Source organism: Gloeothece verrucosa PCC 7822, from assembly GCF_000147335.1.
Classification (GTDB): Bacteria; Cyanobacteriota; Cyanobacteriia; order Cyanobacteriales; family Microcystaceae; genus Gloeothece; species Gloeothece verrucosa.
In genome coordinates this window covers 1,021,736-1,039,032 of record NC_014501.1, presented here as the reverse complement: position 1 = coordinate 1,039,032, position 17,297 = coordinate 1,021,736, and the positions used below count along the sequence as shown (strand labels likewise).

General features: G+C 39.4%; 13 protein-coding genes and 1 pseudogene. 5 read left to right on the top strand and 9 right to left on the bottom strand.

Annotation, left to right across the window (positions count from 1 at the left end; all coding sequences use genetic code 11):
• The first annotated feature begins 11 nt into the window (after positions 1–11).
• Positions 12–206, top strand: coding sequence for a hypothetical protein (locus CYAN7822_RS04660; protein WP_245602691.1), 195 nt, complete (start codon positions 12–14; stop codon positions 204–206).
• Between the two features lie 208 nt (positions 207–414).
• Here the strand turns inward: CYAN7822_RS04660 and CYAN7822_RS39345 are convergent, their stop codons facing one another.
• From CYAN7822_RS39345 to CYAN7822_RS04645, 3 genes are all read right to left on the bottom strand, one after another.
• Positions 415–642, bottom strand: coding sequence for a DUF5615 family PIN-like protein (locus CYAN7822_RS39345; protein ID WP_245602690.1), 228 nt, complete (start codon positions 640–642; stop codon positions 415–417).
• Positions 639–875, bottom strand: a complete 237-nt coding sequence (locus CYAN7822_RS04650) for a DUF433 domain-containing protein (protein WP_013320608.1) — start codon at positions 873–875, stop codon at positions 639–641. The genes CYAN7822_RS39345 and CYAN7822_RS04650 overlap by 4 nt, the downstream gene beginning before the upstream one ends.
• A 96-nt stretch (positions 876–971) precedes the next feature.
• Positions 972–4,544, bottom strand: coding sequence for a hypothetical protein (locus CYAN7822_RS04645; RefSeq protein WP_013321082.1), 3,573 nt, complete (start codon positions 4,542–4,544; stop codon positions 972–974).
• A 63-nt stretch (positions 4,545–4,607) separates the two neighbouring features.
• Here CYAN7822_RS04645 and CYAN7822_RS04640 point away from each other — a divergent pair, with 63 nt between their 5' ends.
• Entirely contained in the window at positions 4,608–4,934 is a 327-nt protein-coding gene (locus tag CYAN7822_RS04640) for a hypothetical protein (RefSeq protein WP_013321081.1), read from the top strand.
• A gap of 60 nt (positions 4,935–4,994) precedes the next feature.
• Here the strand turns inward: CYAN7822_RS04640 and CYAN7822_RS04635 are convergent, their stop codons facing one another.
• Genes CYAN7822_RS04635 through CYAN7822_RS04615 form a run of 5 tightly spaced genes read right to left on the bottom strand, consistent with a single transcriptional unit; the run spans position 4,995 to position 8,068 of the window.
• A complete protein-coding gene (locus CYAN7822_RS04635; protein WP_013321080.1) occupies positions 4,995–5,561 on the bottom strand; it encodes a thrombospondin type 3 repeat-containing protein in 567 nt (188 codons plus the stop codon).
• Between the two features lie 21 nt (positions 5,562–5,582).
• Positions 5,583–5,858 carry a hypothetical protein gene (locus CYAN7822_RS04630; RefSeq protein WP_041933135.1) on the bottom strand — a complete coding sequence of 92 codons (276 nt, stop codon included), beginning with the start codon at positions 5,856–5,858 and terminating at the stop codon, positions 5,583–5,585.
• Complete coding sequence (locus CYAN7822_RS39340) at positions 5,855–6,478, bottom strand: hypothetical protein (protein WP_013321079.1); 624 nt, start codon at positions 6,476–6,478, stop codon at positions 5,855–5,857. The genes CYAN7822_RS04630 and CYAN7822_RS39340 overlap by 4 nt, the downstream gene beginning before the upstream one ends.
• Before the next feature lie 17 nt (positions 6,479–6,495).
• A complete protein-coding gene (locus CYAN7822_RS04620) occupies positions 6,496–6,912 on the bottom strand; it encodes a hypothetical protein (RefSeq protein WP_013321078.1) in 417 nt (138 codons plus the stop codon).
• Positions 6,890–8,068 carry a ParM/StbA family protein gene (locus tag CYAN7822_RS04615; protein ID WP_013321077.1) on the bottom strand — a complete coding sequence of 393 codons (1,179 nt, stop codon included), beginning with the start codon at positions 8,066–8,068 and terminating at the stop codon, positions 6,890–6,892. The genes CYAN7822_RS04620 and CYAN7822_RS04615 overlap by 23 nt, the downstream gene beginning before the upstream one ends.
• A gap of 1,683 nt (positions 8,069–9,751) precedes the next feature.
• On the opposite strand from CYAN7822_RS04615, the gene CYAN7822_RS04610 reads away from it, so the two are divergent.
• The gene (locus CYAN7822_RS04610; RefSeq protein WP_013321076.1) at positions 9,752–10,237 is read left to right on the top strand and encodes a thiol-disulfide oxidoreductase DCC family protein; all 486 of its coding nucleotides are present in this window, start codon (positions 9,752–9,754) and stop codon (positions 10,235–10,237) included.
• Between the two features lie 679 nt (positions 10,238–10,916).
• On the opposite strand, the gene CYAN7822_RS04605 is transcribed toward CYAN7822_RS04610, so the two are convergent.
• On the bottom strand, positions 10,917–11,123 hold the full coding sequence (locus CYAN7822_RS04605; RefSeq protein ID WP_041933134.1) for a hypothetical protein: 207 nt from the start codon (positions 11,121–11,123) through the stop codon (positions 10,917–10,919).
• A 555-nt stretch (positions 11,124–11,678) separates the two neighbouring features.
• Between CYAN7822_RS04605 and CYAN7822_RS36710 the strand changes: the two are divergent.
• Positions 11,679–12,307: pseudogene (locus CYAN7822_RS36710) on the top strand (transposase); the annotation flags it as partial.
• 444 nt (positions 12,308–12,751) lie between these two features.
• Entirely contained in the window at positions 12,752–17,233 is a 4,482-nt protein-coding gene (locus CYAN7822_RS04595) for a DUF3110 domain-containing protein (RefSeq protein WP_013321074.1), read from the top strand.
• The last annotated feature ends 64 nt before the right edge of the window (positions 17,234–17,297 follow it).

Here is a 17,297-nt window from a genome sequence, read left to right as displayed (position 1 = left end):
ATATGAGAAAGATGACTCAACATGAAGAGATAGCGCGTCAAGAGTTTATGGCTGGACAAACCGATGCTATCAACTCGATTCCCCCTCAATCGGAAAATTACTATTATCAAATGGGGTGGGAAGATGCCACGTATGAAATGTCTTTAGGGCTAATTAATTGGTACTTCAATCAAGACACACAAAAACTAGAACCTACCAAAATTTAGACTAAGTAACAAATAGCTTTTGCGGTAAATAACCTTGTTAAAAAGGGTTACTTGCCGCTTTTTTTTTCCTTTTGTAAATCTTCACTGATGAACAATAATGGCATCACGGGTCAATTCAATATAATAATGCTCCTCAAACAAAGTAATCAGCCTAGACCAATAATTAGTAAAGATGATCTGAAGTTCACTATTTTTAATATTTACCGTACTAACAAGAAGCAATTTGTAAGGTTTTTGAAGGGTTAGAAAAGAATCTACGATCATCTGAATCCTTGGTAATAACGATTCGCTTTTGTTCAATTGAAATATCGTTGATTTGTGTATCCGAGGTGGAGTTTTGTTGCGGTAAATCTTGGGTATGTATCGTATCATAACCGGAAGCCTCTAAAAATCGGGCTAAACTGACTGGGAGTTGGGCATCAACCAAAAACTTCATGAAGCAATTTTATGAATACTTTTAATTTGACTCAAACGGGCTGCAAAAAGTAAAACAGCTTGAATATCTTCGGGTTCTAAATCCTCATAATCGCTTAAGATTTCTTCGGTAGTCATACCCGCACTGAGGAGTTCTAGAATAAATTCGACAGGATACCTTAAACCTCGAATACAGGGTTTACCATGACAAATATCAGGATTATGAGTAATACGTTTTAAGAGTTCATGATTCATAGTTTTTTCCCTTGTTGATTTTTTTCTTTTCCTAATCTAATCTTAAGTTCTCTCATTCATATTAGACAAAAACTATTTGGTAAAATTAAAATCTAGTCATCTTTCAAATGAGACTTGGTTTGAGCGCTCCTTCGCAGCAGATTGAACATAACGAACGTATTCTTTAGCTTGGTTGACATATTCCTCCCAACTTAGAGCATTAGGAACACTTGCCCTCCATTGCCTCACTTGGTCACTCTGACTCAAGATAGTCGCCACTTCATGAGAATCACCCGTATCAGCATAGGCTCGAATTGCCACCTCAACATCAATTAAGTGATGAGAAGCACCGGCTAAAGACGAATTACGCCCAACATCAGACGCATAAGCCTCATATTGTTGCCGATAAACGTCGCGTTTAGCTTCCATTTGCTTTTCAAGCTCTCGTTGCTGCCAAGGATAGAGAACTGTTTCTGGCTTAACTATTACTTGCGCTGTGGTTGAGGGGGTATTCGAAAGTCGGGCAACCAAAGTTAAGCTCTTAGCACTTAAAAGGTTACGTTCTTTTAACTTGATTTCGCTTTCTCTGTCCAAAACCCCCAAAGCATTACCGTCAAGGGTAACTAGGGGAATTGCACGTCCTTTACCATTATTTACCAGAGCAATGTTGATTTTTGCCTCTTCTCCCTGCCAAGAGTGTTCGCGGTAGGCAAAGTTTTTAATCTGGCCTATTTTAAGGGTATTTCCTTTAGGGGTAGTGGCTATCACCCCTGAACTCGGCTCGGCTAGAATAGATGCCTTAAATTTAGTCCCGACAGCCATAGTCGGAGATTCATTTGTTAGAGGGGCTAAGACTTTGTTTTCAACTAGGATAACTCGCTTTTCCTCTAATTGTCCTGATTTATCGGGGATGGGATGAAGTGCGATCTCACAGTCAACTTCTTCCCCTCGCCATTGTTTATTTCCATGTTCGTTAGTGGGAAAATGCAAACCCACCACTCTTAACTCGGTAAATTGTAGTTTGGAAAGCTGCTGGATAACTTCATCGGGGAACAACTTAAAGGCCAGTAGAGCCTTTTTGGTTTGATATTCATCACGAGTGTGGGCATTATGCCACAGAGCCGCCGCTAATTCTCTCCTTTCGTTAATAGGGTGTTGTTGGCGAACCATATTTACATATTCATCAAGTTCGGAGTAAATACCCTCAATTCTTCCGTCAGTGATGCCGGGTCGAGTGATTGCTGATGCTTGTATTAATGTTCTACCCGCTTTTATATTATGTTGTTCTACCGATGATAATGCGATCGCTCCCACTGGTTGCTCAACTAATTTCCCATCTATATTGAGGCTTGCCACTGCTAAAAGAGTATTCGGAATTTCTCGGTCAGTCTGGTTATTAACTAGCTTTAAATCAAGGGTAAATGGCTTATCAGTAGCCAGTAAACCCGATTCTAATCCTCCAAACCGCTCTAGGCGAGTTAGATAAATTTTCTTATGACTGGTGGCTGATGTGACCTCAATATAGGGTTCAATTAGTTCAGGATGCTCAGTTTTAAGTTCAGTGAGGGTTCTTGCCCTTTTTAAATAATCATTGTAGGTTTCCTTAATTTCTCCGGCAATTTCGGTAAGATTCGGATTTTCAACAGAGGGAAAAAATTCCCGGAATTGATGAACGGGTCGAGAAATTAAACGATTTTCTTGCCATTTTTCATTCGCCACCCCAATCATGCGGTCAATGGGGCTGTAATTTTTACTTTCCAAGGGGTTAGTGCGATAAAGTTGGGGATTACGGCTCTTATCTCTACCGGAGAGCCAAGCTACAGGTTGATAACCGCCAATCTCCCGACAAGCATTTAAAATGGCTGTATTTGGTCGGTTAGCACTCTTGGGGCCATCAACCGCTACCTGAAGTTCATTAGACAAGTCAGCAACAATCTTGTATTGGATGTCTCGCATCTGTTGAAGGGCTGTCTCAATTTGTTGCGGGGTAAGCTCTTGAGGTAAATTAGCTATTTCTTGGATGGTTTGTTTATATTTTTGGGGAATAGAAAAATGATTGTCGGGTGAAGCATCTTTGTCTAAAAGGGAGCGATAATACTTGGCAACTTGCCCGACGTAACTTTCTTTTTTCTCCTGGGGCATTAAAACCGTTTCCCATCGCAGGGAGACAGCCCTCATGATTTGGTTGGCAATTTTGCCGATGTCATTTTTAACCGCACTTGTGGCAATTTCCTCAAAACTTCCCTTATAAGCAACTTTATCTCGTTTAATCACATCAGGATAACGATTTTGGGGCAGTAAGGCTTCTTTAATTTCTGCTGCCAGGGTAGGATATTTATCCGCCCTCTCAAACGCCAATCTATCCCCATCAAAGTCGGCTTGTAAATGCTTTGCTGCCGTTTCAGGATGAATGTGAATTACCCCCTCCAAGTGCATCAGTCCGGGCAGATGACGATTGGTTAAGGTAATAACCCCATTGGAGTTGACCAGAGGGCTACGGGTAACGATTAGCTCTGCACCGTCGGGCATCCGAGGGACACATACTTCATTTTCCCCCAGGTCAAGGCTTGGTTGTGCTAATGCTGACTGAAACTTAATCGCTCTGCCCGTAGCGATATCCATCCATTGTCTTTGAAGAAATTTCTTCAGTTCATCGATAACGAAAGGATGTTCTAGCAGTTGCCCATGATGCTCTAAATCAGTTTTGAGCAGGTCATAGAAAATTCTCTCACCCTTTTGAATATTTTCGGCATCTTCTTCGGCTAAAGTGTCTTCTGGTGACAAGTCGAGATCTTTTAGATATTCCTCTTCAGTGGTAATCGTTCGTTGTTGGTAGTTTTGAAGAAAATGTTTAGCCAGCGCGTGTAAATCTGACTGAGCATTAGCTAATTCTTTGGCCTTCCTTTCGAGGATTGGCAAAATGTCAGCTTCAACTCCTTGCGGATAATTGACCAAAACCTGAGTACCGAGGCTTTGCTTACCATATTGGGCAATAGCTTTGACTCCAATACCAATATTAAGAAGGTACTCCCCAGGCTTAATAGCATCTGCTCCCTTACGTCCTTTGAAGGAGCTAGTGGGAAGGATAAGATCATAACCAACTTTCATTTTCTCGCGCCCAGAGATGACAGCACTGGTTAAAGTTTCTAATCTACGGTCAGGGGCTAATGTTCCCTTGGCTATGCGATAAACATCACAATCGTTTTGAGGTCGAATACCCAAACGAAATTGAATAGGGGCATTTTTTGAGCTGGTCAGTTGTTCGGCTAGTTCTAGGCTCATTTTTCCATAACAGTCTCCTACCAACTTTTTAGCCTCTTGAAGTGGCAAAATCCCGTCCGATGCTCCTGTGCTATCATCAATGATAAGAACTCTAGCTTGTCTAACTTCAGAAAACTTCTGACAAGGGGTAAAGGGCAAACTCCCATAGGCGGCTCCATCAGAAGCATTAGGATAAAGCAGATCTCGCACGGGACGCTCAGAAAAATACATCCGCTTACCCGACGCGAATTGTAGCGACATTCCTTTGTATGCCCGTAAATCTTCGGCTTTGACCGTATCGGGATTAATTTCCCCTAACGTGAATTTTGCATCGGGAAATAAGTATTCGGCAAGGCAATTTTTGATCGGTTCTCTTAATTCTAAGTCTTGCCTGAGTTTAGTGTCGAAATGAGCGAGGTACAGTGTCATAATGACTGGCACTCCCGACTTATTAAAAAAGAAGCGTTACTGTAAGGAGCTAATGGAAAAAATATGAAAGCTGGTGCAATTTTTGAGTCAATTTTAGAGAGAAGCCTCTACGAGCCAGACGGCACAATCAAACCGCACTTTCGGGAGTTCTTGAGAAAACAGGGGAGTTCACCCGAAGAAATCGCCGAGTATGAACGGCAGAAAAAAGAAGAAATTGAAGACAGAAAGCTATTTGCTCCGCGAAATCGACCCGGTTCTAGCTTGCGGGACAAAATCATTGCTCGTGCCGGTCTGGATACTGAAGAACTACTCTCGCAAGGCTACATCGCCGTTGAAGACCTTGAAACCGAGCAAGACCTCGATTCCTTCGATTGGGAAGATTTACTTTGAGATAAGGCTTCTTTATTCGGCTATTTCTTCTTCTTGTGTTCTTTTAGCGATAAGGCTTCTTTATTCGGCTATTTCTTCTTCTTGTGTTCTTTTAGCCCCAAATTGTCGAGTTAATTCCCCGATATAGCCAATAGCCGAGTCTCTATCCCATTGACTCTCTTCTAGCTGCCACTGAACATAAGGACTCTGGGCTAGAGAGCATTTAATCTGATCTAAAGAAGATCCCGAATGCAGTTGTATGGCTAAGACTCTTTCATCCAAAGAACGACCGAGCCATTCATCACCCGCAATCTGGTTATAAAGTGCTTGATAGGATAACTCTTGGTTTTTTAAAAGAGTTTGAACCGAGTGGAGGTAAGTTTCTCTGTGTTTCTCTTTATCAGAGCCTTTTTCTACCGAGGGAGGAACTTTAGAGTATAAGTGAGGATTAATATGAATTGCTATCTCTTGACCATCATAAAGACCATCACCATCAGTATCAGGACTTAGAGGATTGAGTCCGTATTTTCTTTCTTCGCGTTCAGTTAATCCATCGCCGTCAAAATCAAGGTCTAGCTCTCGTTCATGAAGTGCTTTGATTTTTTCGCTATGGCTTAAAAGTTTTTTGTTAGTTCGAGTAAAGTCCATATAACTTATATTCCTTTTCTTTTATCGCTTTAATATCCGCTTATTAGTGTCAAATCGAAGAAAATAACAAAAGCTCTCTCGGCTCTTACACACCACCCCCTCTGGCAATAAATTCAATCCCGTATGCAGTCCGAGAAGGAAAATTATCGCCATCAAAACCACCGCCCAAGTCCAAGAATTGATGAGGTTGCCCCATTGCTTGATAATTTGCCATCGTTTACGCTGTTTTTCGGCTACAATAGCCAGTTGTTGTTGCTGTAGTTTAAGATGGGATTCTTCTTGAGAAATGGCGATCAATAGTCGCTGTTGGATGATTCCGTCGATGAGGAGGGCAAGCTCGTCGGGGGTTGGTATCTGAGTAGTTGATATTCCTTCCACCTGCCCTCTACCTGCTCGGTGAGGGATTGAGCGTTTCCCAAAGTTTTAGTGGCCTCACTCCAGATTTGTTGAAAGTTCTGCTTGAGTTCCCCGGTGACGATCATTTCTTTAAGTCGCAGGATAGTGACTTGAGGAATGACTTTGCCCATAATTTCTGCTTGTTGGAGTCCCATTTGAAACCCTGTTTCCATTGCTTGGGCTTCCAACAAGCGCAAATCTTCGGCTAATTTTTCATTGATGATTAACCCATTGCCGTTCGAGCTATCCTCATCGGAACCTAATTCATCCGAAGCATTGCCGTCTAAACCATCGTCGTCTGAATCAGGCTGTATCCCATTATTCTTGAAGTAATTGGCGATGTCATCGTAAGAGTTAGCCGTCCCTTCATCAAATAACTTTCTGGCTTGGGCAAAACGTTCTTTTTCCTCATCAGAATAATTGCGCTTCTTCAAAGATAGACCGCAAGCTTTGGCCGTTTCTCGCACATCCTCATCGCTAAGGTTATATTCACGCTGAAAATCTTCGCGGGTGAATGTCATGATTTTTTCTCACTCGGTTAAATTAACTGACTTAAAATATCGTCTTCATCGCTGAAATCTTCCATTTCTGGCAAATTCTCCCTTTCATGCCACCCATTGGTCGATACTTCTGCTAAAAACGGTTTTTCGAGCTTTTGAGTCGGTTCTAAGGCACTTGAAGCATCATTTAACCCAAAAGAGTTCTCCAAGTAATGGATGTGCAGTTTCAGTTGATAAATCGCAGAACGTGCCAGTTGCTGTAGTTCAGACGGAGAAGCATCGGTACAATTTTGATAGGCAAAGGGTAGCCAGAAGGCCGCCACCGGTTGCAACATCCGATCGCATCGAGTTAAGTCTGCATCATCCTGATTAATATAGGTCAGCAGTATCCCGTACTTAGAAGTTCTCTTCGGTTGGTGACGGAAGACAAAGTTAAATTGCTCTGACGTTGACATCACTAGATTCTCCTGTAGTTTCTCTAATTCGGGGTAAGGGGCGGTTGTGCAGTTTGTAAAATAGCCCGTAAACGTCTGCCAATCGTGATTCGAGAGAATTGTTGCTGACAATATCACCAAAGGTTTTCTTAATCCTTTCCTCAAGTCCGGTACACCAATTAAGTGAGCCGCCGAATCCCTTGAGAAGATCGCTTAGTTCTTTTTTGAGATAACGGGCTGTTCCACCGCTAATGATGAATTCGTCAATTTTGGTTTGGGAAGGCAAATGTTGGATGAGCCAGTTTTCCAGAAGGGCGACGTATTCGGCTCTCGCATCTGCGATCGCTTCAGCAATTTCTTCCACTTCTTGATTTCTCAATTCGGTTCGTCCACTACGGGCTAAGGTTTCTAATACACGCTTGCCCAATTTAGCTCTAGCTGAACAGATGACGGGAACTAAAATATCCGCTTTTTGCCCAGAAGTAAAAGTTTGAATTTTTTGCACCATCCGGGCAAAACCGAAGTCACCCGTTGAGCCTCGCGTTAATTCTCCTTTCTCTATAACCAGGATAGAAGAATTACGATAGCCGAGCATAATGACAGCGATGGTGAGTTCCTTTGGGGATAGGAGTTTAAGAGTAGGTTGTTGAGGCATTCTGCCCCTGGCAAAAATACCACCTCCTTCGGGTAATGCTGTTAAGGATTCGAGTTGGACAGAAAACTGCTGTCCTCGAAAGGTATAGTCGGATAAGGCTGTTGAGATTTGGGAAGCGAACTTTTCTCGATCTCGAAATTCGTTCCAAGGAAGCAGAATACCCAGAGATAGAGAGAATTGAGAGGGTAAACCTTTTTTCTGGGCGACGCTGCCGATGATCGATAGAGCTTGAGGAATTGCTGAATCCACCTTCAGAGATTCCAAGCAGTGAACGGCGTGAAAGTTTTTCTTGGCCAGGAAGCCGACAGCGAAATGAGCCTCACCCGACTTCACCCAAGCAGAATCTTCGGGATTTGCTTGACCAATTTTGTACTTCTCGTAATTAGAAATGCTCTTGGCGGGAACAAGCACCACTTGAGGGTCAAGCAACATCAGTTCGGGTTTGCAGTACCCAGAACCGGTGCTGTAGATTGCCCGTCCGAGGGATGCCCCAAAATCCGCCGCAATGGTCACATCTGCCATGAGCGCACCTGGAATTAATAGTTATTCAAGTGATTGGTGTAAACTGCTCACACTCATCTGTTTCCCAACATCTCAGAAGATGAGGGAGTAAGTTGATCTGTAGCAGCATAAAGGGCTACCGGTTTAGTCCGTCTCGACTTTGAAAGATAAAATCGAGCATGACGAGAAAAAATAGAGATTACCGAGTTTAGGCGGGTTCGGTTGACCCAAGTACCACTACTTTTAAAAGGAGTTATTTCCAGCAGTGCTGACTGACATACCGAGTTTAGGTGGGTTCGGCTGACCCAAATATGACTCCCTTTTTAAAGGTGGTTTCCAGCATGGCTGATTTGCCTGATTCAGGCGGGTTAGGCTAACCTTCTTTACCGCTTTCAAGCAGTAAACCTGTTCATGAAAGCATTCTAAACAAAGACCCTTAGCCTTTGCACTTGTTTTGACAATTTGGTCGAAAAATTCTTGGTTTAATATATATTCATTAATCCGTGAAGATTGATCAATTCGTGCGTACTGAGAAACGAGCTACCACAAGGGGATTTTTGCTAGAGTAACCATCACAACACAAGCCGGATATTTTAATTAATCAGCGTTCGTTGTGATGCCCCCCGATGATCAACAATCCTAAATTATTGAGAATGGTTTGGGGAATAACTGGCAACTTGGGTTAAATAATTTTCCAAGCTCGACCATAACAACGAAGCCAGATATTTTTAATTATTTATCAGCGTCCGTTGTGATGCTTGAAACGCTTATCAACAATCCTAAATTATTGAGAAGGGTTTGGGGAATAACTGGCAACCCACATTAAAGAATTTTCCAAGCTCGACCATAACAACGGAGCCGGATATTTTAATTATTATCAGCGTCCGTTGTGATGCCCTCAAGTCCATGCCAAAAGGGAATTTGAAGGGGTTTTATCCCTCGGTCTTATTTATCAATAAAACTCTCTTGTTGAGAATCAAAGAAGCGATAACTATAATACATTTAAGTGACAACAACACGAGCCGGTAAGTTATAAATCCAGGCAAGTGTTGTGACCCCCTCTAACCGATACCCCAGGAGGATTTGAATGGGTTTTAAAAGGAGAGTTTAATTGTCAATAAGCTAAAATTGTTGACAATAGTTAAGGGAATAATTGGCAACCCACATTAAATAATTTTTCAAGCTCGACCATAACAACGGAGCCGGATATTTTAATTATTATCAGCGTCCGTTGTGATGCCCTCGATGATCAACAATCCTAAATTATTGAGAATGGTTTGGGGAATAACTGGCAACTTGGTTAAATAATTTTACTTGCTCGACCATAACAACGGAGCCAGATAATTTTAATTATTATCGGCAAGTGTTGTGACCCTTTCTAATCGATACCACAATAGGATTTGAGGGGGTTTTTAATTATAAGTTTACTGGTCAATAAATGATGGTAGTGATCAATTATCACTACCATCTAACAGCATTGGGATAAGTATTTGAACTTCTCGTTCGCTCTTTACGGGCACTTAATCTTTTAGGTATCGGCATTAGCGATCTGGCTAAAAGATACGGATTTGGCTCTAATACTCACAATTTTTAGAGGGTCATCACAACGGAGCCAGATAAGGCTTTATGCCTTGGTATTCGCCAATGAGCGACCAGTATTTCAATAAAGCTTAAAATATAAAAAATCTCGTCTGTATTCGTCTCATGCCATCGTTACCCACTCAATCCCCTAACTCCCTGGAAGCCTTTACTGAGTCCCCGAAATGGAAAATTAAACTTCTCTATGATGGAGAATGCCCCTTATGCTTACGAGAGGTCAATTTTCTGCAAAAACAGGATAGGGGACGAGGGTTAGTTGCTTTTGTTGATATTGCCAACATAAACTATAACCCAAGCGAGAATGGGGGCGTTTCCTATCAGGCAGCGATGGGACGAATTCACGCCCTATTGCCCGACAACACGGTTATTAAAAACGTGGAAGTTTTCCGCCGAATATATTCCATCCTGGGCATAGGTTGGATTTATTGGGCGACCAAGTTACCTATCATCCGTCCAGTGGTAGATAGGCTCTATGAAATTTGGGCTTCCTTACGGTTGAAGTTAACCGGGCGACCAAATTTGGAGACAATCGTCAAAGAACGTCAGCAACGACTTGACTGTCAAAGCGAAGGTCGCTGTCGCTTAAACTGATAGCTTCCAATAAATGTCATCGAACTGAGCGCATGAGGATAGCATCGCCGATTAATCGACGACAGCTTAAATCTTACCGGTATAGTTAGTGTCGATGCTTAAAAATAATACCGAGAGGAAACTTAACCTTACCAAGATAAAGTAAGATATGTTGATTTAATACCCCTTTTTTGCCAAAAAAGAGGGCTATATCGAGATTTATCTGGTAAATCCGAGTAATGCTAGGTTCGGTTGACTAACAATACCACTCTTTTCCAGAGAGAGTTATTTCCAGTTTTCGCCCATTACCGAGTTAAGATGGGTTCGCCATACCGGAGTACCAATTCTTTTAAAAGGAGTCATTTCCAGCAGTGCTGACTAACATACCGAGTTTAGGCGGGTTCGGTTGACCCAAATATTGCTCCCTTTTTTAAGATGGTTATATCCAGTTTTTGCCCATTGGCCAGTAATGGTGGGTTGGGTTGATCGGAGTACCATTTCTTTTAAAAGGAGCCATTTCCAGCAGTGCTGACTAACATACCGAGTTTAGGCGGGTTCGGTTGACCCAAATATTACTCCCTTCTTAAAGGTGGTTTTATCCAGTTTTTGCCCATTGGCCAGTAATGGTAGGTTGGGTTGATCGGAGTACCAACTCTTTTAAAAGGAGTCATTTCCAGCAGTGCTGACTAACATACCGAGTTTAGGCGGGTTCGGTTGACCCAAATATTACTCCCTTTTTAAAGATGGTTGTATCCAATTTTCGCCCTTTGCCGAGTTTAGGGGGGTTCGGCTGACCTTTGTCCAGATTTCTCTGATTGCCGAGTTTAGGGGGGTTCGGCTGACCTTTGTCCAGCATAGCTGATTTGCCTGATTCAGGTGGGTTCGGCTGACCTTGTTTACCGCTCATCGCAGTAAGCCTGTAAAAATATTATAAACAAACACCCCTAGCCGAATGCACTTCTTTTGTCAATTTGGTCAAAAAATTCTTGGTTTAATATATATTCATGAATTCGTGAAGATACGCGCAATTCGTGTGTATTGGGACAGTAGCCACCAAGGATTTATTTTCTTGCCTTCAGAGGGATCACACTATTGGGCGGATAGTTTATTAATTTAATCGGCGAGTGTTGTGATCCCCTCAAGTAGATACCAGGAGAGGATTTGAGGGGGTTTTAAGCTCAGAGTTTACCTATCAATAAGTTCGCTTTGTTGACAAATAATTAGATGACAACTGGCAACCAGGGTCTAATAATTTTTCAAGCACGACCATCACAACAGGGGCGGATAGTTTATTAATCTATCGGCGAGTGTTGTTACCGCCTCAAGTAGATGCCAGATCAGGATTTGAGGCGGTTTTTTCAAAAAGAGTTTACCGGTCAATAAGTTCACTTTGTTGATAAGAGGTTAGATAACCACTGGTAACTCTCTTCAACAATTTTTCACGAGTGGCCATCACAACAGAATTAGCAAAGGTTATTCGCGGGATCATCGACCAGACTTGAAACAATGTGTCTTAGATTTAATAACAAGCAATGATGGAGACTTACCATTATTTATGAGAGTAGGAGATGGAAATGAAGCGGATAAAGCTGTCTTTACCAAAATAATATTAGAATTTAATAAGCAAATTAATTTTTCTTCAATAATGGTATGTGATAGTGCATTATATAGTCAAGAAAATCTTCAACTAATGGGAGAAATAAAATGGATAATTAGATAAAAATCAACAAAATGAGTGAAAGAGGATTTAGATTTCTAAAAGATTCTTTATTTTTTGCGGATAGTTTTTTTGCCGATAATCCTGAAAGAATTGAGACTATATTATTTTTAATGTCTTTATGTTTGTTAGTTTATAACCTTGGACCAAGAGAGCCAAAAAATAGTTTAAAAAAAGAAAAAAGCGGAGTCAATAATCAAGTTGGTAAAGAAACTAACAATCCTACATTAAGATGGATATTTCAATGTTTTCAAGGTATTCATGTTTTGACTTACTTAGGAATCAAACAAATAGTTAATTTAACCGATGAACGTCGGCACATTCTCAGCTTTTTGCCAACATCATGCCACAGATACTATTTTTTATCAAAATAAATCAGCGTAAATTTTACGCTGATTAAACTACATTTTGAAGTGCGGAATCTAGGGTAAGTAGGTGGACATAATAAAAGTTATCTGTGTGACAAGGGAACACCGGATCTGGGAACAGGGAACAGGAAAGACTTTCAGACGTTTTACATTTCTTGACACAGTGATTTTTATTTATGTCCAGGTACTTACATGATGAACTTATCAGTCAGCTTCATCAAGTTTACCGCCGAATTAATCGGTTTATCAAGTCAGTTGAGTTAGCATTTGATGAATTTCACTCAACGTTGACGGCAGAGTTAGCAAAGCTTATAATTTTATTCATAAGGCACGAAAACCTGCTTACATCTGCTCTTTGTAAAGAGTTCAGAGTAAATTTTCCAATTGCTCAGGCGGGCAGCCTAGTATTGTAATGAATTCGCGGTTTAGGAGTGATAGGGAGTCTGAGTCATGTCTGAACGGTTTACAGAGAAAGCGATTAAGGCAATTATGTTAGCGCAGGAAGAAGCGCGTCGGTTAGGGCATAATTATGTAGGGGCAGAGTTTATATTTTTAGGATTAATCGGTGAAGCAACAGGAATTGCCGCGCAAGTTTTAAGACAGCAGGGAATCAAGCTAAAAAATGCTCGTATTGAAGTTGAAAAAATTATAGGAAGGGGTTCAGGAATGATTACTGTAGACATTCCTTTTACAGAATCCGCAAAATTGGTTTTAAACGGTGCATTATCATTTGCTGAACAATTAGGGAGTGAATCTATTAATACAGAGCATTTACTGATGGGGATTTTTCAAGAGAGGGAAAGTACAGCGAGAATTTTACAAAATTTACGGGTTAATCCGCAAGATTTAGTGACTTCTTTGAGTCAGTATTTTCAGCAGCAACCCTCTAATCAGTTACCTCAAACTGTTTATGTTCTTCTCTACAATGCAGGAACAAACAATGCGGGAATTCATACAATAAGTCATAAAGAAAGACAAACTATATTAATGTTTGAATCTTCAGTAGATGCAACTAATTTTGCACGAAGATTAGGAGAACATAATTTTCCTGTACCCAGTGTTGAAGGTATATCAGTGGAGAAAATTCTCGCTTTTTGTAAGAAAGAGGGTTATGATTGGGAATTCGTACCCGAAGGAACAAATAAAATTCCTCCTACTCAAAGAGTAGAAAACGAAACTTCAAACAAAATTAAACCTGAAGACTATCAAATTTTTCTAGAGAATGTCTTGGAACTGAGTTCACTTATTGATAAAAATAGGTTTAATCCTGAAGCAGTTTATACTTTATGTCAAAATAACTTAGATAAACTCGATGAAAATTTCGGAAAATTTATTTATCAATGGGCTACAAATATCTTCTCTATTCTACATCCACAAGAAGCACAATCTGTAGCAGCAATCCTTTTAATGTTTGGAAATCTAATTAATGAATTTCCTTTTGGCAGCGTAAAAAATAACTTAGAAATTAGCATTCAAGCATATAAATCAGCTTTAATTGTTTATAAACCTCAAACATTTCCTGAATATTGGGCGATGACGCAAATGAATATGGGGAATGTTTATGCAAGAAGAATTGCGGGAAAAATAACTGACAATATAGAAACAGCTATTCTTTGTTTTCAAGAAGCATTAACGGTCTACGATAAAGATGAGTTTCCCTATTATTGGGCAATGACACAACATAATCTGAGTAATGTTTACACGGAAAGAATAAAAGGAAATAAAGAAAAGAATGTAGAAACAGCCATTGATTGCTGTAGAAAAGCATTAACAGTGCGTACCTTCAAGGCTTTTCCTCGTGAATGGGCAAATACGCACATTCATTTAGTAAATGCTTACTTACAAACTACTGATTTAGACATAATTGAGCAAAAGAAAAAAGAGAATATAGAAATAGCCATTGGTTATTGCGAAGAATCCTTAAGTATCTATAATATTGAAAGTTTTCCTAATGAATGGGCAAAAGTACAAAATAATCTAGGTAATGCCTATTTACAAAGGATAAAAGCAAAAAAGGAAGAGAATATAGAACAGGCTATTATTTATTTTCTGGAATCATTAAGAGTCTATACTGTCAATGCTTTTCCCAATGAATGGGCAAGAGGGCAATGCAATTTGGGGGTTGCTTATTTAAAAAGAATTAAAGAAAAGAAAAGAGAAAATTTAGAAGTTGCGATTTCCTATTTTAAACAATCCTTGAGTGTCTATAATTATGACGATTTTCCTCATCAATGGGCAAATTTAAAAATCAATCTTGGAAAGGCTTATTTTGAGAAAATTGAAGGTAAAAAAAGAGAAAATTTAGAAATTGCAATATCTTGTTTTCAAGAGGCTTTAAAAGTTTATAATTGCGATGATTTTCCTGGAAATTGGGCAAAAATACAAGCGGATTTAGCCGAAGTTTACATTGACAGAATTGAAGGAAATAAAGCAGAGAATTTAGAAATAGCTATTGCCTGTTGTCAAGCATCATTACAGGTTGTGAACTCTGACAATTTTCCCATACACTGGGCAAAAACACAAAATACTTTGGGGAATGTTTATCATGCAAGAATCAAAGGAGATAAAGCAGAAAATTTAGAAATCGCTATTACTTGTTTTGAAGCGTCATTAAAAGTTTATACGATTGAAAGGTTTCCCCATGAATTGCCAATGATTCAAATGAATCTCGGAAATGCTTACCATGCTCGAATTAAAGGGAAAAAGGCAGAAAATCTAGAAAAAGCGATTGCCAATTTTAAAGCATCATTAAAAATTTTTTCATCTGATGATTTTCCTCTATACTTTGCCAAGCTGCAAAATAATCTCGGTAGAGCTTACCATGTAAGAATCGGAGGAGATAGAGAAGAGAATTTAGAAAACGCGATTACTTGTTACAACGAAGCTTTAAAAGTTTATACTTTTGATGAATTTCCCGATGATTGGGCATTGACGGAATTGAATATGGGGGTTGCCTACAATCAGAGAGTCAAGGGAGATAAAGCAGACAATCTAGAAGTAGCGATCACCTGTTTTGAATCTGCTTTAAGAATATTTACCCGTGAAAAATTTCCCTATGACTGGGCCATGACACAAAATAATCTTGCTAATGCTTATCATCACCGAATCAAAGGGGATAAGCCTAAAAATTTAGAACTGGCGATCACTGCCTATGAAAATGCTTTAACTGTTTATACTCTAGAAGCTTTACCTGAAGACTGTTTTCAGACTGCACATAACTTAGGATATTGCGGCTATAACGGCAAAAATTGGCAAATTGCTATCAAAGGGTTTGCCTTAGCGGTAAAAGCAGCAGAAAATATTCGTATTGAGGCTGTAACAGGCTATAGAAAACAAGAAATCCTCTCTGATGCCATACAATCCTATGGAGGTCTTGTTCTTACTTACCTTAATCTTTACCATATTGAAAACAACCTTCAACACCTCAAAACCGCTTTAGAATACATCGAACGCAGTAAAGCGCGTAATCTTGTGGAATTAATGGCACAAAAAAATCTACAGCCTCAAGGTGTTTCTCAAACAATTATTGATCAATTGAATGAATTAAAGCAAAGAGTGGTTAATGAACAAATTCGCCTACAAGGTCAATCAATTAACCAGAATATGAATATTCGTCATACTAATAATTTAACTCCCTACGTCCAAGATCATAGTTATCTCAAGGAATATCAACAAGAATTAGATAACTTTATTCAGCAAGAAATTACTGATCCTAATTTTAAACTAACTCAAAAAGTTGAACCGATTACTTTTAAAGAGATTCAATCCTTAGTTGATGAATCAACTTGTCTTTTACAATGGTATCTCACAGTTGAAAAAATATTAGCTTTTGTGGTATCTGCTGACGGAGATGTTAAATATTGGGAATCTTCAAAAACAGATTTACAGACATTTTTTCAATCAACCGACAATTACCTCCAGCTTCATTACTCACACAAGGATCAACAAGAATGGATTAATCAACTTCCCAATCTCCTACAAACTTTTGCCAATACCTTATATATTAATGATATAATTGCCTTAATCCCAGATACTTGTAAACGCTTAATTATTATTCCCTGTCATTATTTACATATTTTACCTTTACACGCTTTACCTATTGATCTCCCCCAACGCCTCTTAAAAAAGGGAGAGCCTCAGTTAATTTTACAGGATATATACGATGTACAATATGCCCCCAGTTGTCAAATTTTACAAATTACACAACAACGTCAATTAAACGACTTAACTAACCTTTTTGCTATCCAAAACCCGACTAAAGACTTATTTTTCACGGATTTAGAAGTTAATATTATCTCAACGTTATTTAATCAAAGCGAAATTATAGCCAAAGATAACGCCACCAAAGAAACCGTTACCACCCATTTTCAAGCCTCTGATAGTCATTGTCATCACTTTTCTTGTCATGGCGGTTTTAATCCTAATAATCCCCTAGAATCTGCCTTATTTTTAGCCAATAAAGAACCCTTAACATTAGGCGAAATCTTTGAATTAAACCTCAAAAAGTCTCGTCTTGTTGTACTTTCTGCTTGCGAAACTGGATTAATTGATTTTGAATCTATTAGTGATGAATATATCGGTTTACCCAGTGGCTTTTTATTCGCTGGTAGTCCAACTGTTGTCAGTAGTTTATGGACAGTAAATGATTTATCAACCGCATTTTTGATGATTAAGTTTTATGAGATTTTATTTAATACAAATATGAATATTTCGGTTGCAGTTGCATTAAAAAAAGCACAAAATTGGTTACAAAATTTGACCAGTGAACAATTTATTTTAGAAACAGATTCAATGATAGATAAACTCTATTCTGATAAACCAAGAATAGCTAAATCTTATAAAGAAAAAGCCCGTAAATTTGTCGAAAATTTAGAAAAATATCCCTTTAAAAATCCTTATTATTGGGCGGCATTTGTCGCAGCAGGTCGATAAATATTGGGGGCAGGGGCATGGCGATCTTAAATTATGGTAAAAACAATAAAATTGATAATGCCAT